Annotated in this window: 16 protein-coding genes and 1 pseudogene; 11 read left to right on the forward strand and 6 right to left on the reverse strand. The window is 67.8% G+C overall.

Annotated features, from left to right (window positions below):
• Positions 1–10 precede the first annotated feature (10 nt).
• A complete protein-coding gene (cofC, locus tag BEMPMBAN_RS24585) occupies positions 11–724 on the reverse strand; it encodes a 2-phospho-L-lactate guanylyltransferase (protein ID WP_234897679.1) in 714 nt (237 codons plus the stop codon).
• Positions 725–786: 62 nt separating this feature from the next.
• Here cofC and BEMPMBAN_RS24590 point away from each other — a divergent pair, with 62 nt between their 5' ends.
• The 3 genes from BEMPMBAN_RS24590 to BEMPMBAN_RS24600 are packed head-to-tail and all read left to right on the forward strand — an operon-like array spanning position 787 to position 4043.
• Positions 787–1764, forward strand: a complete 978-nt coding sequence (locus BEMPMBAN_RS24590) for an NAD(P)H-dependent glycerol-3-phosphate dehydrogenase (RefSeq protein WP_159233956.1) — start codon at positions 787–789, stop codon at positions 1762–1764.
• 3 nt (positions 1765–1767) lie between these two features.
• Entirely contained in the window at positions 1768–2886 is a 1119-nt protein-coding gene (locus tag BEMPMBAN_RS24595) for a cystathionine gamma-lyase (protein ID WP_159233899.1), read from the forward strand.
• 53 nt (positions 2887–2939) lie between these two features.
• Complete coding sequence (locus BEMPMBAN_RS24600) at positions 2940–4043, forward strand: D-alanine--D-alanine ligase family protein (RefSeq protein WP_159233901.1); 1104 nt, start codon at positions 2940–2942, stop codon at positions 4041–4043.
• A 3-nt stretch (positions 4044–4046) separates the two neighbouring features.
• Here the strand turns inward: BEMPMBAN_RS24600 and BEMPMBAN_RS24605 are convergent, their stop codons facing one another.
• Entirely contained in the window at positions 4047–4595 is a 549-nt protein-coding gene (locus tag BEMPMBAN_RS24605) for a DUF3515 domain-containing protein (RefSeq protein WP_159233903.1), read from the reverse strand.
• 10 nt (positions 4596–4605) lie between these two features.
• Positions 4606–4848 carry an Lrp/AsnC ligand binding domain-containing protein gene (locus BEMPMBAN_RS24610; RefSeq protein ID WP_159233957.1) on the reverse strand — a complete coding sequence of 81 codons (243 nt, stop codon included), beginning with the start codon at positions 4846–4848 and terminating at the stop codon, positions 4606–4608.
• Positions 4849–4970: 122 nt separating this feature from the next.
• Between BEMPMBAN_RS24610 and BEMPMBAN_RS24615 the strand changes: the two genes are divergently transcribed.
• Together BEMPMBAN_RS24615 and BEMPMBAN_RS24620 are read left to right on the forward strand one after the other, a co-directional pair.
• Positions 4971–5936 (forward strand): thiamine-phosphate kinase, encoded by a 966-nt coding sequence (locus tag BEMPMBAN_RS24615; RefSeq protein ID WP_159233905.1) that lies wholly within the window; start codon positions 4971–4973, stop codon positions 5934–5936.
• Positions 5937–5964: 28 nt separating this feature from the next.
• Entirely contained in the window at positions 5965–6642 is a 678-nt protein-coding gene (locus BEMPMBAN_RS24620; protein WP_159233907.1) for a uracil-DNA glycosylase, read from the forward strand.
• A gap of 20 nt (positions 6643–6662) precedes the next feature.
• Here BEMPMBAN_RS24620 and BEMPMBAN_RS24625 read toward each other — a convergent pair whose 3' ends face one another.
• Together BEMPMBAN_RS24625 and rpmB are read right to left on the reverse strand one after the other, a co-directional pair.
• On the reverse strand, positions 6663–6959 hold the full coding sequence (locus tag BEMPMBAN_RS24625) for a hypothetical protein (protein WP_159233909.1): 297 nt from the start codon (positions 6957–6959) through the stop codon (positions 6663–6665).
• 109 nt (positions 6960–7068) lie between these two features.
• The gene (gene rpmB / locus BEMPMBAN_RS24630; RefSeq protein WP_159233911.1) at positions 7069–7263 is read right to left on the reverse strand and encodes a 50S ribosomal protein L28; all 195 of its coding nucleotides are present in this window, start codon (positions 7261–7263) and stop codon (positions 7069–7071) included.
• A gap of 246 nt (positions 7264–7509) precedes the next feature.
• Between rpmB and BEMPMBAN_RS24635 the strand changes: the two genes are divergently transcribed.
• The 6 genes and pseudogenes from BEMPMBAN_RS24635 to BEMPMBAN_RS24660 form a co-directional block, all read left to right on the forward strand.
• Positions 7510–9150 (forward strand): fatty acid kinase ATP-binding subunit FakA, encoded by a 1641-nt coding sequence (locus BEMPMBAN_RS24635; protein WP_159233913.1) that lies wholly within the window; start codon positions 7510–7512, stop codon positions 9148–9150.
• A gap of 2 nt (positions 9151–9152) precedes the next feature.
• Positions 9153–11381 carry an ATP-dependent DNA helicase RecG gene (gene recG / locus BEMPMBAN_RS24640; protein ID WP_159233915.1) on the forward strand — a complete coding sequence of 743 codons (2229 nt, stop codon included), beginning with the start codon at positions 9153–9155 and terminating at the stop codon, positions 11379–11381.
• Complete coding sequence (locus tag BEMPMBAN_RS24645; protein WP_159233916.1) at positions 11378–12085, forward strand: HNH endonuclease family protein; 708 nt, start codon at positions 11378–11380, stop codon at positions 12083–12085. The genes recG and BEMPMBAN_RS24645 overlap by 4 nt, the downstream gene beginning before the upstream one ends.
• A 205-nt stretch (positions 12086–12290) precedes the next feature.
• Positions 12291–12911 (forward strand): superoxide dismutase, encoded by a 621-nt coding sequence (locus BEMPMBAN_RS24650; protein ID WP_159233918.1) that lies wholly within the window; start codon positions 12291–12293, stop codon positions 12909–12911.
• 120 nt (positions 12912–13031) lie between these two features.
• Positions 13032–13244, forward strand: coding sequence for a hypothetical protein (locus tag BEMPMBAN_RS24655; protein WP_200846110.1), 213 nt, complete (start codon positions 13032–13034; stop codon positions 13242–13244).
• Positions 13210–13763, forward strand: a pseudogene (locus tag BEMPMBAN_RS24660) (arylsulfatase); the annotation flags it as partial. The gene BEMPMBAN_RS24655 and the pseudogene BEMPMBAN_RS24660, both read left to right, overlap by 35 nt.
• A 61-nt stretch (positions 13764–13824) precedes the next feature.
• Here BEMPMBAN_RS24660 and BEMPMBAN_RS24665 read toward each other — a convergent pair.
• Entirely contained in the window at positions 13825–15273 is a 1449-nt protein-coding gene (locus BEMPMBAN_RS24665) for a PepSY-associated TM helix domain-containing protein (RefSeq protein ID WP_159233920.1), read from the reverse strand.
• Positions 15274–15325: the final 52 nt, after the last annotated feature.

A 15325-nucleotide genomic window follows, 5' to 3' on the forward strand; every position in this document is an offset into this window, starting at 1 on the left:
GTGGTCGCCGTCATTTCCTGTTGCTGATTGCCTGTGCCGTCGCCGACCCGATGCCGAGTTCCCGCACCGCGATCAGGTCATCGGGGGTGTCGATGTCGCAGCGCAGCCCCGGCCAGTCGCCGGTCAGTTCGACCGCGCCTGAACGACGATGGCGCTCTGCGGAATCAGGTCCGAAGCGCGGGTCGAGTCCCACTCCGAACGACAACAACGCCGACGTGCCAGTGCCGTGCCGGTCGGCGACGAAACTGCGCGGACAGTCCCGTGCGGCACTGATCGCCTCGCTCAGCTCATGGCTCTGCAGCGCCGGTAGATCACCCTGCAGCGCAACGACGTTCACCGTGCTCCTGCGCACCATGGCCTCGGCCGCCAGCAGCGCGTTGTTGAGCGGGTCGGGGTGGCCGTCGGGCGTCGGATCGGTGAGCACCACCGCGCCCAATCGTTGCGCCGCCGCGGCGGCCGTCATGTCGGGGGTGACGACGATCACCGACTGCAGCGCGGTCACGGCCGAAGCCGCGGCGATGGTGTCCATCAACATGGCCAGCACGATCTGCTCGCGGGTCGCCGCCGAAAACTCCGGCGCCAACCGTGTCTTCGCCGCGGTGAGCCGCTTGACCGCGATCACCAGCCCGATATCGGGATTCTCAGCACGCGGGCGCTGGGCCGATTGCCGGCTGTTCTTCGCGCGAGCGCTGCCCTCGGTGGTGCCGTCGGTCATGCTGCTCACGAGCGCCATCCTGCCAGTCACTATTCCCCGGCTACGCTGAAGCCGTGGTTGAGGCGGCGGTGATGGGCGCGGGGGCGTGGGGGACCGCCCTGGCGAAAGTATTGGCAGATGCCGGCAACAGCGTCCGGCTGTGGGCCCGTCGACCCGAACTGGCCGACGAGATCAACCGCACCCATCACAACGCCGGCTACCTCGACGGTGAGCTGCCCACGACGATCCGCGCGACCAGCGATCACGTCGAGGCGCTCGACGGTGCCTGTACGGTGCTGCTGGCCGTGCCGGCTCAGACTCTGCGGGCCAACCTGATCGGCTGGAAGGACTCCATCGACTCCGGCGCCACGCTGGTCAGCTTGGCCAAGGGCATCGAGCTGGGCTCGCTGATGCGAATGAGTCAGGTCATCGTGGCCGTGACCGGGTTCGATCCGGCTCAGGTCGCCGTCGTCACCGGGCCCAACCTGGCCAGTGAGATCGCGCAGGGACAGCCCGCCGCGACCGTCGTCGCGTGCAGCGACTCCGGAAGGGCGGTGACCATCCAGCGGGCACTGGCGACCGGCTACTTCCGGCCGTACACCAACTCCGACGTGATCGGCGCGGAGGTCGGGGGAGCATGCAAAAACGTCATCGCCCTGGCCTGCGGAATGGCCGCCGGTTCGGGGCTGGGGGAGAACACCGCGGCGGCCATCATCACCCGTGGCCTCGCCGAGATCATGCGGCTGGGAATCGCGTTGGGAGCCAAGCCCGCCACCCTTGCCGGGCTCGCAGGCATCGGCGATCTCGTGGCCACCTGCATGTCACCGCACTCCCGTAATCGTTCCTTCGGTGAGCGGCTGGGCAGGGGGGGCACCATGCAGGCAGCGCTCGCCGCGACCGGAGGCCACGTCGCCGAAGGTGTCACGTCGTGCGAATCGGTGCTGGCATTGGCGTCCGCCTACGACGTCGAGATGCCGCTCACCGAGGCCGTGCACCGGGTCTGTCACAGAGCCCTGTCGGTCGGCGACGCGGTGGCCCTGTTGCTCGGCCGGACCACCAAGCCGGAGTAGGCCATGCCCGGCACTTATGGCGACTCCACCCGCAGCATCAAAGCTGTTGGCTCAGAAGCAATCCCGGGAAGCCCCATCGCGCCGCCGCCGGTTCCCGCGGCCGCATACCACCTTCCGGCCGACGAAGACGACTCGCTGGACAGTTACGGCCGCAGGTCCAATCCGACGTGGCGGCAACTGGAGTCGGCACTCGCCCGACTCGAGGGGGCCGCCGGCGCGCTGACGTTCGGCTCCGGAATGGCTGCCGTCACGTCGGTTCTGCGCACCGTCGCCGAGCCCGGCCGCACCCTGGTCGTTCCCGCCGACGGCTACTACCAGGTGCGCGCCTACGCCCGCGAGTATCTCGCACCGCGCGGTGTCAGGGTGGTCGAGGCCCGCTGTGCCCAGATGTGCGACGCGGCCGGTGATGCCGGCACAGGAGACGTGGTGTTCGCCGAGACGCCGTCGAACCCGGGGCTCGATGTGGTCGACCTGCACCAGCTGGCAATGATCTGCCGCGCCGGCGGCGCGATGCTCGTCGTCGACAACACCACCGCCACGCCGCTGGGGCAGCAACCGCTGTCACTGGGCGCCGACCTCGTGGTGGCCAGCGCCACCAAAGCGCTGGCCGGCCACCACGATGTCCTGGCCGGCTACGTCGCGGGCAGCCACCCCGAGGTGATGGCGCGTCTGGAGCGCGAACGTCTACTGGCCGGCCCCATCCTGGGCTCGTTCGAGGCCTGGCTGGTGCTGCGCAGCCTCGGAAGCCTCGGGTTGCGTTTCGAACGCCAATGTCAGAACGCCGCCGCCGTCGCGCTGATGCTGCGGTCACATCCCGCGGTGAGGTCGGTCCGCTATCCGGGTCTGCCCGACGACCCGTCGCACGCGGTGGCCGCCGTGCAGATGCGTCGCTTCGGTGGCGTGGTCGCCGTGGAGCTGGCGAGCGCGGCGACGGTGCACGAACTGGTCGGTCGGAGCGCACTGCTGGTCGCATCGACCAGTTTCGGCGGCATCCATTCCTCGGTCGACCGCCGGGCGCGATGGGGAGATCCCGTCCCCGATGGATTCGCCCGGCTGTCGATGGGCATCGAGGACACCGATGACCTGGTCAGCGACATCGAGCAGGCGCTCGGGGCGGCATGAGGACCGGGCGCGGACCCTGCGCATTGCCCCGGGGGCGGTAGCCTCTCTAGGTTGTGACTGCCCGTATCCGCGTAGCCGTCGTTTACGGCGGACGTAGTTCTGAACACGCGATCTCGTGTGTTTCGGCCGGCAGCATCCTGCGCAACCTCGACCCGGAGCGCTTCGACGTGGTCGCGGTGGGGATCTCGCCCGGGGGTTCCTGGGTGCTCACCGACGGTCGGCCCGAGACGCTGGCCATCACCGATGGCACCCTGCCGCAGGTCGGCGAAGCGTCGGGCACTGCGCTGGCGTTGACCGCCGACCCGACCCGACACGGCCAACTGCTGTCGCTGGGCGAGGGAGCCGGCGAGATGCTGGCGGCCGTCGACGTCGTGTTCCCGGTGCTCCACGGGCCGTACGGCGAGGACGGGACCATCCAGGGACTGCTGGAGCTCGCCGGCGTTCCGTATGTGGGCGCGGGAGTGCTGGCAAGCGCGGCCGGGATGGACAAGGAGTTCACCAAGAAGCTGCTGGTGGCAGAAGGGCTGCCGATCGGCGACCACGTGGTGCTGCGTCCGCAGCAGGCCACCCTGTCGCTGGAGGATCGCGAACGCCTCGGGTTGCCGGTGTTCGTCAAACCTGCGCGCGGTGGCTCCTCGATAGGCGTCAGCCGGGTCGCCGGTTGGGACATGCTCGACATTGCCATCGAACAGGCCCGCCGGCACGACCCCAAGGTCATCGTCGAGGCCGCCGTACCGGGACGGGAACTCGAATGCGGCGTGCTGGAGTTCCCCGACGGACATGTCGAGGCGAGCACCATCGGGGAGATCCGGGTGGCCGGCGTGCGGGGCCGCGAAGACGGGTTCTACGACTTCGAGACCAAGTACCTCGCCGACGCCGCGGAACTCGATGTACCGGCCAAGGTCGACGACGCGGTCGCCGAGGAGGTCAGGGGGTTGGCGATCCGGGCCTTCCGCGCCATCGACTGCCAGGGCCTGGCCCGGGTCGATTTTTTCCTCACCGATGACGGACCCGTCATCAACGAGATCAATACGATGCCGGGCTTCACCACGATCTCGATGTACCCGCGGATGTGGGCAGCCAGTGACGTCGACTATCCGACGCTGCTCGCCACGATGGTCGAGACCGCGATCGCCCGCGGTACCGGACTGCGCTGACGATCACTCGATCGGCCCGGGACGGACCGCAGTGGCCGGCAGGACCTCGGTGATCGCGGTCGAGATCGCCTGGATCGGTGTCGGGCCCGAATCGGGCGGCAGGGTCAGCGCCACGTAAACCGGCCGGTCCACCGCGAACCAGGTGCTACGTCCCTGCGCTGCCTGGTCGGTGACCTGGAACCACTGCACGGCGTCGACCATCTGAACCGGGGCACCCACCACGAAACCGACGGGACGTTCGAGTCCGCACCGCAGGATGAGTGCGTCGTCCGCGCCGTCGGCCCGCCATGCCGCTGCGCCGGCCGGGGCGGGGTCCATCACCGGCGCGCGCGAATAGTCACCGAGTTGCTCGGGCAGCGCCTCGACCAGGGCACCGCATTCGGGACTGTCGGCCTGCGGCGCCGGTGCGGCGGCGATGGCGACCGGTTGCTGCGGGGGTGAGCGCTGCAGGACGGCGGCGACCACGACGACGGCGACGACGGCGCCGACGGCCACGACGAGCGCCGCGATCAGTAGTGGCCGAGGGGGGCCGTCACCGGTATCGCTGTTCATCAGCCGAACTCTAAGGCTGCACCCCGTCGGCGATGGGACAGGTCAGGGTGCGGGTGATTCCGGCGACTTGTTGCACGCTGGGGACGACGGCGGTCTGAAGCTCGTCGAGGGTGTCCGCACCGACGCGCGCGACGACGTCGTAGGGCCCGGTCACGTATTCCGACGACAGCACCCCGCTCAGGCCGACGAGTTGCTTGGCGATCACCTCGGCGCGACCGACCTCGGTCTGGATCAGAACAAAGGCCTCGACCACGCCGCTCATCCCTCCGTCTGGCTGCATAGACTCCACGTCGCAGGGACCAAACGTACCGCAGGTGGGCCGAGCGTTCAGGGCACGAAGACGCGGCAAGCTGCACGCTCGACGGAAGGACCGGGATGGCGGTCGATCACCCGGATGAATCGCTGGCCGGGGTGGGGGAGTTCGCGGCCATCGACCGGCTGGTGGCCGGTCGCCGGCAACCCCCGTGGGTCTCGCTCGGTCCCGGCGACGACGCGGCGGTGGTCGCCGCACCCGATGGCCGCACCGTCGTCAGCACCGACATGCTGGTCGAAGACCGCCACTTCCGTCTCGACTGGTCGACTCCGTATGACGTGGGCCGCAAGGCCATCGCCCAGAATGCCGCCGATATCGAGGCGATGGGGGCCCGCGCCACGGCATTCGTCGTCGGGTTCGGCGCCCCCGGTGAGACGGTGACCGCCAGAGCGGTCGAACTCGCCGACGGCATGTGGCACGAGGCGGAACTACTGGGAGCCGGCATCGTCGGCGGAGACATGGTGCGCGCCCCGCAGTGGGTGATCTCGGTGGCAGCGCTCGGCGACCTCGGCGGTCGCGAACCGGTACGTCGCGCCGGAGCCAACCGAGGCGACACGGTGGCGGCGATCGGCAATATCGGCCATTCTGCAGCCGGATATGTGTTGTGGCACAACGGTATCAACGGATTCGATGAACTTCGCGGCCGCCACCGGGTGCCCGAACCCCCCTACGGCCAGGGCGCGGTCGCGGCACGAAGTGGTGCGACGGCCATGACGGACGTCTCCGACGGGCTGCTGGCCGACCTGGCCCACATCGCCACCGCCTCGGGGGTACGTATCGATGTGCACACCACAGGTCTGCGGCCCGACATCGATGCCCTGGCGGCGGCCGGAGCCGCGGCGGGGTCAGAACCGCTGGACTGGGTGCTCGGGGGTGGCGAGGACCACGCGTTGGTCGCGACTTTTCCGGACGCGCTCCCGCCGGGCTGGCGGGCGATCGGCACGGTCGTCGACCGCGGGAACGGACCAGCGCGGGTGACCGTCGACGGTGCCGAATGGGGCGGTGATCCGGGTTGGCAGTCGTTCTGAGCGACGCCGCACACTATGTTGGCCTCTCGTGACTGCACGTCCTCTCAGCGAGTTGGTCGACGAGGCCTGGGCCCGCGCACTCGAGCCGGTCGAACCCCAGGTGACGCACATGGGCGAGTTCCTGCGCTCGGAACTGGCCGACGGCCAGCGTTACCTTCCAGAGGGTCCGAACATCCTGCGCGCGTTCACCTTCCCATTCGAGCAGGTGCGTGTGTTGATCGTCGGCCAGGATCCCTATCCGACGCCCGGGCACGCGGTCGGGCTGAGCTTCTCGGTGGCAGCCGATGTGCGCCCGCTGCCTCGCAGCCTGGCCAACATCTTCACCGAGTACCGCGACGACCTCGGGCACCCCGCCCCGGCCAACGGGGACCTGTCGCCATGGGCGGAGCAGGGGGTGATGCTGCTCAACCGGGTGCTGACGGTGCGTCCCGGGACGCCGGCGTCACACCGCGGCAAGGGCTGGGAGGCGGTGACCGAATGCGCGATCCGAGCGCTGGTGGCCCGTCAGCAGCCCTTGGTCGCAGTGTTGTGGGGGCGTGATGCCGCCACACTGAAACCGATGCTGGGGGACACCGCCATCATCGAATCGGCGCATCCGTCACCGCTGTCGGCGTCACGGGGATTCTTCGGCTCACGGCCGTTCAGCCGTACCAACGACCTGCTGGAGAAGATGGGCGCCGAGCCAGTCGACTGGCGGCTGCCCTAGCTCTCAGGTCAGGACGCGGGTCAGGGAACCGGGCTCGGGGTCACCTCGGGCACCTCGGGCGACGGGATGTCTACATCGGGGGCATCCACATCTGGGGCGTCCACATCGGGCGACGGTACCTCGATGGTGGGTTCGGAGGTGTCCGCAGGTTCTGTCGTCTGGGTGGTCTCTGTCGTCTGGGTGGTCTGCGTCGTCTCGACGGTGGTGTTCTCGGTGTCGGCGGTCCCGTCGTCGCCGCACGCGACCAGGAACCATCCGGCGGCCAGAGCCCCGGAGACGGTGATCAGGACGGGACGAGCCTTTGCGGCAAATGTCATCTGGATGGCCATTTCCTTTCCGACCGGGCCTGGTGCCCGACCTCAAGGTGAGGCCTACCCGACAGGTTCACCGTTAAACGGCCGCGCTGTCGGTGCAGGTGCGCGGCGGTCAGCCGCGCGAGACCTTCCCGGCCTTCAGGCAGGAGGTGCAGACGTTGACCCGCTGCTTGTTGCCGCCGGGGCGGGCGACCGCGCGCACCGGCTGGATGTTGGGGTTCCACCGACGGCTGGTCCGGCGATGGGAGTGCGACACCGACTTACCGAAGCCGGGGCCCTTCCCGCAGATATCGCACACCGCAGCCATATGTAGAACTCCTCGAATCAGTACTTGGGGGTCTGGGTCCTTCAGCCGCGAATTAGCCACGGCTTGACCCGACAACCCGATCAGAATACCGGCCGACACAGGTATCGCCAAAAACAGGCCGAGGGACCGGTGTCCACAGGCCCTGCCACGCGTCTTCGGCGTTGTCACCGGCACTGGATAGGCTGGCGCCCACGGTGGCTGCAGTCTGGTGCGACGCCGACGCCATGGCGGGTGTTGGAGGTGGGAATGTCGGCTCGGCGGCTCGATGCGCCTGCCCTGAGACGCTGGGCACACACCGCCGTCGCCGACCTCATCAGGCACACCGACGAGATCAACCAGCTCAACGTGTTCCCGGTCGCCGACGCCGACACCGGCACGAACATGCTGTTCACCATGCGCGCCGCCTGGGCGCAGGTCGACGTGCTCGCCGGTGACGACGACGTCGTAGCGCTGACCGCCGCGCTGGCCGACGGGGCACTGCGCGGGGCGCGGGGCAACTCGGGGGTGATCCTGTCGCAGATTCTGCGGGGTTTCGCGGAGGTGACGGCCGCGGCGGCCGCTGACCGCGCCGGCGCCTTGACCGACATCGACGGCACGCTCTTAGGTGCCTCGCTACGGCACGCGGCCGCCCTGGTGGTGACGTCGATGGGTGAACCGGTGCCCGGCACCATTCTGTCGGTCCTGCAGGAGGCGGCCGGTGCCGCCGAGCGCGCCGCTGCCGAGCGGCGCGAGCTCGCCGACGTGGTCATCGCAAGTGCCGACGCCGCGGCGGTGGCGTTGGACCGCACGCCGACCCAGCTCGCGGTGCTGGCCGAGGCCGGTGTGGTGGACGCGGGGGGCCGAGGCCTGCTGGTACTACTCGACGCGCTGAGCGCCACGCTGTCCGGGCAGGTTTCCCAGCGCGACGTCTACCTGCCGGCGCCGGTGAACACCCAGCCGGCGGCCGTGGCGGCGCGATCTCCCGAGTTCGAGGTGATGTACCTGCTCAGCGATTGTGAGACCGATGCCGTCGAGAAGCTGCGCGCCCGTCTCGACGAGCTCGGTGACTCGGTGGCCATCGCCGCATCGGGTTTTGGCGCCGGCGAGGGGCGCTATTCGGTGCACGTGCACGCCGACGACGCCGGGGCCGCGGTGGAAGCCGGCCTGGAGGCGGGGCGCCTCAGCCGCATTCAGATCACCTCGCTGGTGGCGAGCGGCGATCGCCATCCGGCCGGGGCCTGGAGCCGCGAGCGGGCAGTGCTGGCCGTCGTCGACGGCGACGGCGCCGAAGGTCTTTTCACCGGTGAAGGCGCCCAGGTTCTGCGTCTGGAGCCGGATGTGCCCGTCAGCGCCCAACAGCTGTTGCATGCACTGGTCAACACCGGCGCCGCGCAGGTGATGGTGTTGCCCAACGGCTACGTCGCCGCCGAGGAGTTGCTCGCCGGGTGGGCGGTCGCCTCGGACTGGGGGATCGTCATGGCGCCCGTGCCCACCGGGTCGATGGTGCAGGGGTTGGCGGCGTTGGCCGTCCACGACACCGACCGCCTGCTCGTCGACGACGGGTACACCATGGCCAGAGCGGCGGCGGGTGCCCGTTTCGGGTCCGTCCGGCAGGCCGCCGCCGAGGCGTTGACCTGGGCAGGCACCTGCAAGCCGGGCGACGGGCTCGGAATCGCCGGCGACGAGGTCGTGATCGTGGGTGACGACATCGTCACCGCAGGGGCGGGACTGATCGACTTGCTGCTCGGCGCGGGCGGTGAACTTGTGACGGTTCTCACCGGTGACGGCGTGGATGACAGCGTTGCCGAGGCGCTCGTCGACCACGTCCGCCGCCACCACCCCGGAACGGAGATGGTGACCTTCCACACCGGCCACCACGGCGACGCACTGCTGATCGGGGTGGAGTGAGCGTGGCTTCGCTGAACGATCGGTTGCCGTTCCTGGTCGGCGACAAGGCTGCGAGCCAACTCGAGGAGTACTTCGGCATCCGGACGGTCTACGACCTGGTGCGGTACTTCCCGCGCAAGTACAGCGACGCCATGACCACCCGTGGCGAGGGGGAGGAGCTCGACCTCGAGGAGGGCGAGCACGTCACCTTCGTCGACGAGATCACCAGGGCAGAACCCAGATGGACCACTCGGGGGTCCAGACGTGAGTACCTGGTGATCACGCTTGGACACCGCCGGCCGAAGGTCACCGCGACGTTCTTCAATGCCAGGTACCTGAAAAAGCAGCTGACCGCGGGCACCCGGGTGATGCTGTCCGGGGAGGTGGGCTACTTCAAGGGCATCATGCAGTTGACGCACCCGGCGTTCCTGGTTCTGGACTCCGGCAAGGGCACCAAATCCCTGGCGGCCATCGCCGCTGCCTCCACCGCATCCGGTGACGAGCTGCTGTCGGAGTTCGAACGGGACTTCTTCCCGATCTATCCGGCCAACTCCAAGATGCAGACCTGGGAGATATACGCCTGCGTGCGTCAGGTCCTCGCCGTGTTGGACCCGGTCGCCGAGACGATTCCGAATTGGTTTGTCCGAGAACATGATCTGATGTCGGAGGACGAGGCGCTACGCGCGGTCCATCTCGCTGAGACGAGCATCGACCGCACGCGTGCCATCGAACGGCTCACCTACGACGAGGCGATCGGACTGCAGTGGGGCCTGGTGGTCCGCAGGCACAGTGAGTTGAGCGATTCCGGCCCGCCGGCCCCGCGCCGCGACGACGGTCTGGCGGCCGCGATGGCCGCCCAGTTGCCGTTCGAACTGACCGACGGGCAGCGCGAGGTGCTCGGTGTCATCTCCGCCGAGCTCACCGCTACCCGTCCGATGAACCGCATGCTGCAGGGCGAGGTGGGATCCGGCAAGACGATCGTGTCGGTGCTCGCGATGTTGCAGATGATCGACGCCGGTTACCAGTGCGCACTGCTGGCGCCGACCGAAGTGCTCGCCGCGCAACATGCTCAGTCGATCCGGGCAATGCTGGGACCGCTGGCCCTGGCGGGGCAACTGGGCGGGGCGGAGCAGGCCACCAGGGTGGCCTTGCTCACCGGATCGATGTCGGCGCAACACAAGCGCGAGGTGCGCGACGAGGTCGCCTCCGGCGCGGCCGGGATCGTCATCGGCACGCATGCGTTGCTGCAGGATGCCGTGGAGTTCCACCGATTGGGCATGGTGGTCGTCGACGAGCAGCACAGGTTCGGGGTGGAGCAGCGGGATCGGCTGCGCGCCAAGGCTCCCGACGGCATCACTCCTCATCTTCTGGTGATGACCGCGACGCCGATCCCCAGAACGGTGGCGCTGACGGTGTACGGCGACCTCGAGACATCGACGCTGCGGGAGCTGCCCCGGGGACGGCAGCCCATCACGTCCAACACGATCTTCGTCCGCCAGAAGCCGGCGTGGCTTGACCGAGCGTGGGCCCGGATCGTCGAGGAAGTCAAGGCCGGGCGCCAGGCCTACGTCGTCGCCTCGCGGATCGACGAAGACGACACGCCCACCAGTGCGAAGAAGACCAAGAAGGAGGCCAAAGAGCCGGGCCCACCGCCGACCACCGTGGTGGAACTGTTCGCTCGTCTGCAGCGTGGGCCCCTGACCGGCCTGCGGCTGGGCCTGATGCACGGGCGGCTACCCAGCGAGGAGAAGGACGCCGTGATGTCGGCGTTCCGTGCCGGCGAGATCGATGTTCTGGTGTGCACCACGGTCATCGAGGTCGGTGTCGACGTGCCCAACGCGACCGTCATGGTGGTGATGGACGCCGACCGGTTCGGCATCAGCCAGCTTCACCAGCTCCGCGGGCGAATCGGCCGCGGCGAGCACCCCAGCCTGTGCCTGTTGGCCACCAATCTCCCCGAACAATCCAAAGCGGGACAGCGCCTCAAAGCCGTCGCGGCCACGCAGGACGGCTTCGCGCTCGCCGATCTCGATCTGCGCGAACGAAGCGAGGGAGATGTGCTGGGCCTGCATCAATCGGGCCGGCCCATCACGTTGCGGTTCCTTTCGCTTGCCGAGCATTACGACATCATTCGCACGGCACGCGATCTCTGCGAGTCCGTGTATGACCACGACCCGCTGGACAGTGGCATGGCGGTGCTGTCGGCGCCGTTCATCGACGCCGACCGAGTGCAGTTCCTGGAAAAGTCATGAGCCGTAAACAACTCTTGTGGGCGGTGGTCGCCGCCACGCTCGCGGTGATCGTCGCCGTCCAGGTGACCTCCACATCGCAGGATTCGTCCCGCTTCATCGCACAGGCCGACATCCCGACTGTCGCGCCGGGTGTCGATGTGCTGGCCGGCGTTGCCGAGATTCCCGCGCGCGTCCGGGGATACGACTATCGACGGGATGCGTTCGGGGACTCGTGGACCGATGACACCACGGCTCCCGGCGGCCGCAACGGCTGCGACACCCGCAACGACATCCTCGACCGCGATCTGAGCGACAAGACCTATGTGTCGATCAGCCGGTGTCCTACCGCGGTGGCGACCGGCACGCTGCATGACCCGTACACCAGCGTGGTCGTGCCGTTCGTCCGCGGCAACCAGACCGGCGCCGCGGTGCAGATCGACCACTTGGTACCGCTGGCGCTCGCCTGGGATCTCGGCGCGCGGAACTGGAGCGAGGAGATGCGGGTCCGCTTCGCCAACGATCCGGCCAACCTGTTGGCCGTCGACGGGCCGACCAATCAGGACAAGGGCGACAAGGAACCGGCACTGTGGATGCCGCCGAACTCCGCGTTCCACTGCCAGTACTCGATGCAGTACATCGCGGTGCTGCGGGGTTATCGACTGCCCGTGGATGCACCGTCGGCGGCGGTGCTGCGTGACGGCGCGCGGAGTTGTCCGACAGGCTGATCCGAGAACGGTTCGGCCGTGGCATCGCCACCGCCTGTGGAGACAGTCGCTACGTGATGTGCTGCATCGACGCCGCGCACGGCCGAACCGTATTTCTACACTAACACATGAACACATGAACGGATGGACAGATATGGTCGGGCAGCCCTAGGGTGCAGAGCGCAGTGTTGGCGCGCCGCCCGCTGCCACCGACCGAAGGGAACTCATGGCCGAGTACACGCTGCCTGACCTGGACTACGACTACGGGGCGCTGGAGCCGCACATTTCCGGTCAGATCAACGAGATTCACCACGGCAAGCACCACGCCACCTACGTGAAGGGCCTCAACGACGCTCTCGCCAAGCTCGAGGAAGCCCGTGCCGGTGACGACCACGCCGCGATCTTCCTCAACGAGAAGAACCTGGCCTTCCATCTGGGTGGCCATGTCAACCACTCGATCTGGTGGAAGAACCTGTCGCCGCACGGTGGCGACAAGCCCGTCGGCGAACTGGCCGCGGCGATCGACGACCAGTTCGGCTCCTTCGACCGTTTCCGGGCGCAGTTCACCGCGGCCGCGAACGGCCTTCAGGGCTCGGGCTGGGCGGTGCTCGGGTACGACACGCTGGGCAGTCGGCTACTGACGTTCCAGCTCTACGATCAGCAGGCGAACGTGCCGCTCGGCATCATCCCGCTCCTGCAGGTCGACATGTGGGAACACGCCTATTACCTGCAGTACAAAAACGTCAAGGCCGACTACGTCAAGGCGTTCTGGAACGTCGTGAACTGGGCTGACGTCCAGGACCGTTTCACCGCGGCCACCACCAAGGCGCACGGCCTGATCTCCTGAGCGTCGTCCTGCGGCCTCGGGTCGGTCAAGGATGCCGATTCAAGGTCAATGCGTATAGGTTATCTGCAGTTTCACCGTGAGGCGCCTGCCGCAGCGTTCCTTCAGCCCCGAGGGGACGTGATGAGTCCGGATACACCGAAGCTCGCCATCGCTCCGGGCCTGGCGCGGGAACAACTGCCGATTCCCAACCCCAAACACGTCGGCCTCACCACCTATGACGCGAAGGATCTCGGCGGCCCGTGCAGCACCCCCGTCGCCGACCGACTCGCAGCAAACGGCATCAAGCTCAACAGGTTTCGAGGCGGTCAAGTACGACGTCCTGCCGCTCGATGACCGGGGCTTCGAACGGATCAATCCCGACATCGCGGGGCGCCCTCAGTTGATCCGTGGCAACACCCAGCTTCTCTTTCAGGGAATGCGGGTCAGCGAGTGGTGTGTGCTGACGCTGAAGAACAAGTCGCCCATGAGGGCAAGCTGAGGTACTGCTTCAACTTCTTCGGCATCGAGCACTACATCATCAGTGCGGAACAGCCGATTCCGGCAGGCAAGCACCAGGTACGGATGGAATTCGCCTATGACGGCGGTGGTCTGGCCAAGGGCGGCGACGTCCCCCTGTACTTCGACGTCAAGCCTGTCGGCGCGGGACGGGTGGAGAAGACCATCCCCACGGGCTATTCGGCCGACGAGGCCTGCGACGTCGGTTCCGACACCGGGTCACCGGCCTCACCCGACTACGGCCCGACCGGTATCCGCTTCACCGGTCGGATCGAGTGGGTGCAGCTGGACATCGGCGAGGACAGCCACGACCACCTGATCCCGCCGGAGGAGAGGTTCAACCTGGCGATGGCGTGACAGTAGCTGCGATCTAGCTGTTCTTCACCGTCAGGTTGTGAATGCGTAGGCGTTCGACGGATTATTCCTCGGCCGGTCTGTGACGCTGCAACAGTCCGACGACCACGTCGACTGCCACGAACGCCACGAGGCTGATGCCGAGTAGGGGGATGAACCAGCCGATCGCTGCGGCACAGACGATCACCGCGACTGCCGCACCGCGCGGCAACATCGCCAGCGCACCGCGACGCGGTGGTCGGCCGAACCGACGGTCCCCCTGCGTCGGTCGGCGTCTCCACCACATGACGTAGCCGCGGACGATCATCGTGACCAGTGCGATCGCCAGGACCGCCAAGGCCAATTGATTCGCCAGCCCGAACAGGGTTCCCATGTGGAGCTGAATGCCCCATGCCGACAGCTTGGCTGCCAACGGCCAGTCCGGAAACCAGGAAGTGTCGGTGATCGCCCCGGTGACCCCGTCGACGGCGACCGCACTGTTCGACATCACCCACGGCTGACGGGTCTGCGCCACGGTGAACGCGGAGTCGGAGTCGGCGGGAATGCCCAGTTCCACCGGCCCGTCGAGCCCGGCCGTGCGGGAGGAGCTCAGCACCCGGTCGACCTCGTTCACGTGAGAAGCCGAAATCGCCTCTGATGTGCCGAGTTCAGCGGCGTCTTGGTGGTGCCCGGCGTGGGCAGCCGGATCGCCCTCGACACCGGACTGACCGGCGGTTGGCAGGGCTTTCGAAACTGCGGGCGTGGTCCATGACATCGCCGAACGCAACTCGTCAATGTTCGCACCTGCATAAGTTGACCACGTGAGTCCGGTCGCAGACAGGAACAGGAGGCCGACGGTAACCCAGATTCCCACCGTTCCATGCCAATTCAAGGTTCGAGAGTGGCCCGTCGTGCTCCGATCGACCGTCAGCAGCCGTGCTTTGGCCGAACCCCGCGCTTTCATCCGGCGGTATCGACTGACCCACAGGTACACGCCACCCAGCGCGATGAGCCACAGCCACGAGGCGGCGAGTTCGCTGTAGATCCGACCCGGATCTCCGAGGTGCAGGCTGCGGTGCAGATTGCTGATCCAGGTCCGCACCGGCAGGGCTCCGCTGCTGCCGTAGACAGTCAGCTGACCCACCGGTTCGGCGGTTGCCGGATCGACGAACACCGCGTGCCGTTCAGAGGGGCCGAGGCCTGAGTCGGTGAACATCACCCGCGTCGTGTCGCCCGGATTGGCTGCCGGTCTGACTGCCGCCAGGGTGAGATCGGGCCGCGCCTCTTGGGCGGCGCGTATCTGCTCGGCGACCGGTAGCGCCGGACCCTGCGACTCGACATGCAGATAGTCCCGGTAGACCAACTTCTCAAGGGTGGGAGCTATCGCGTACAGGCCGCCGCTGAGGGCGGCCACAAGGAGGAACGGGCCGACGAAGATGCCGGCGTAGAAGTGCAGACGCATGAAGAACTGCCGGTGGCGCGCCGGTGGGCCGGCCTCAGGAGTCGGACTTTGTTCGGTTTCGGTGATGGACATCGATCCTCGATTTCGGTGAATTCGCGCTCGTTATTGGTATGGAAAGTGCAGT

The organism is Mycolicibacterium austroafricanum (assembly GCF_902705885.1).
GTDB lineage: Bacteria > Actinomycetota > Actinomycetes > Mycobacteriales > Mycobacteriaceae > Mycobacterium > Mycobacterium vanbaalenii_A.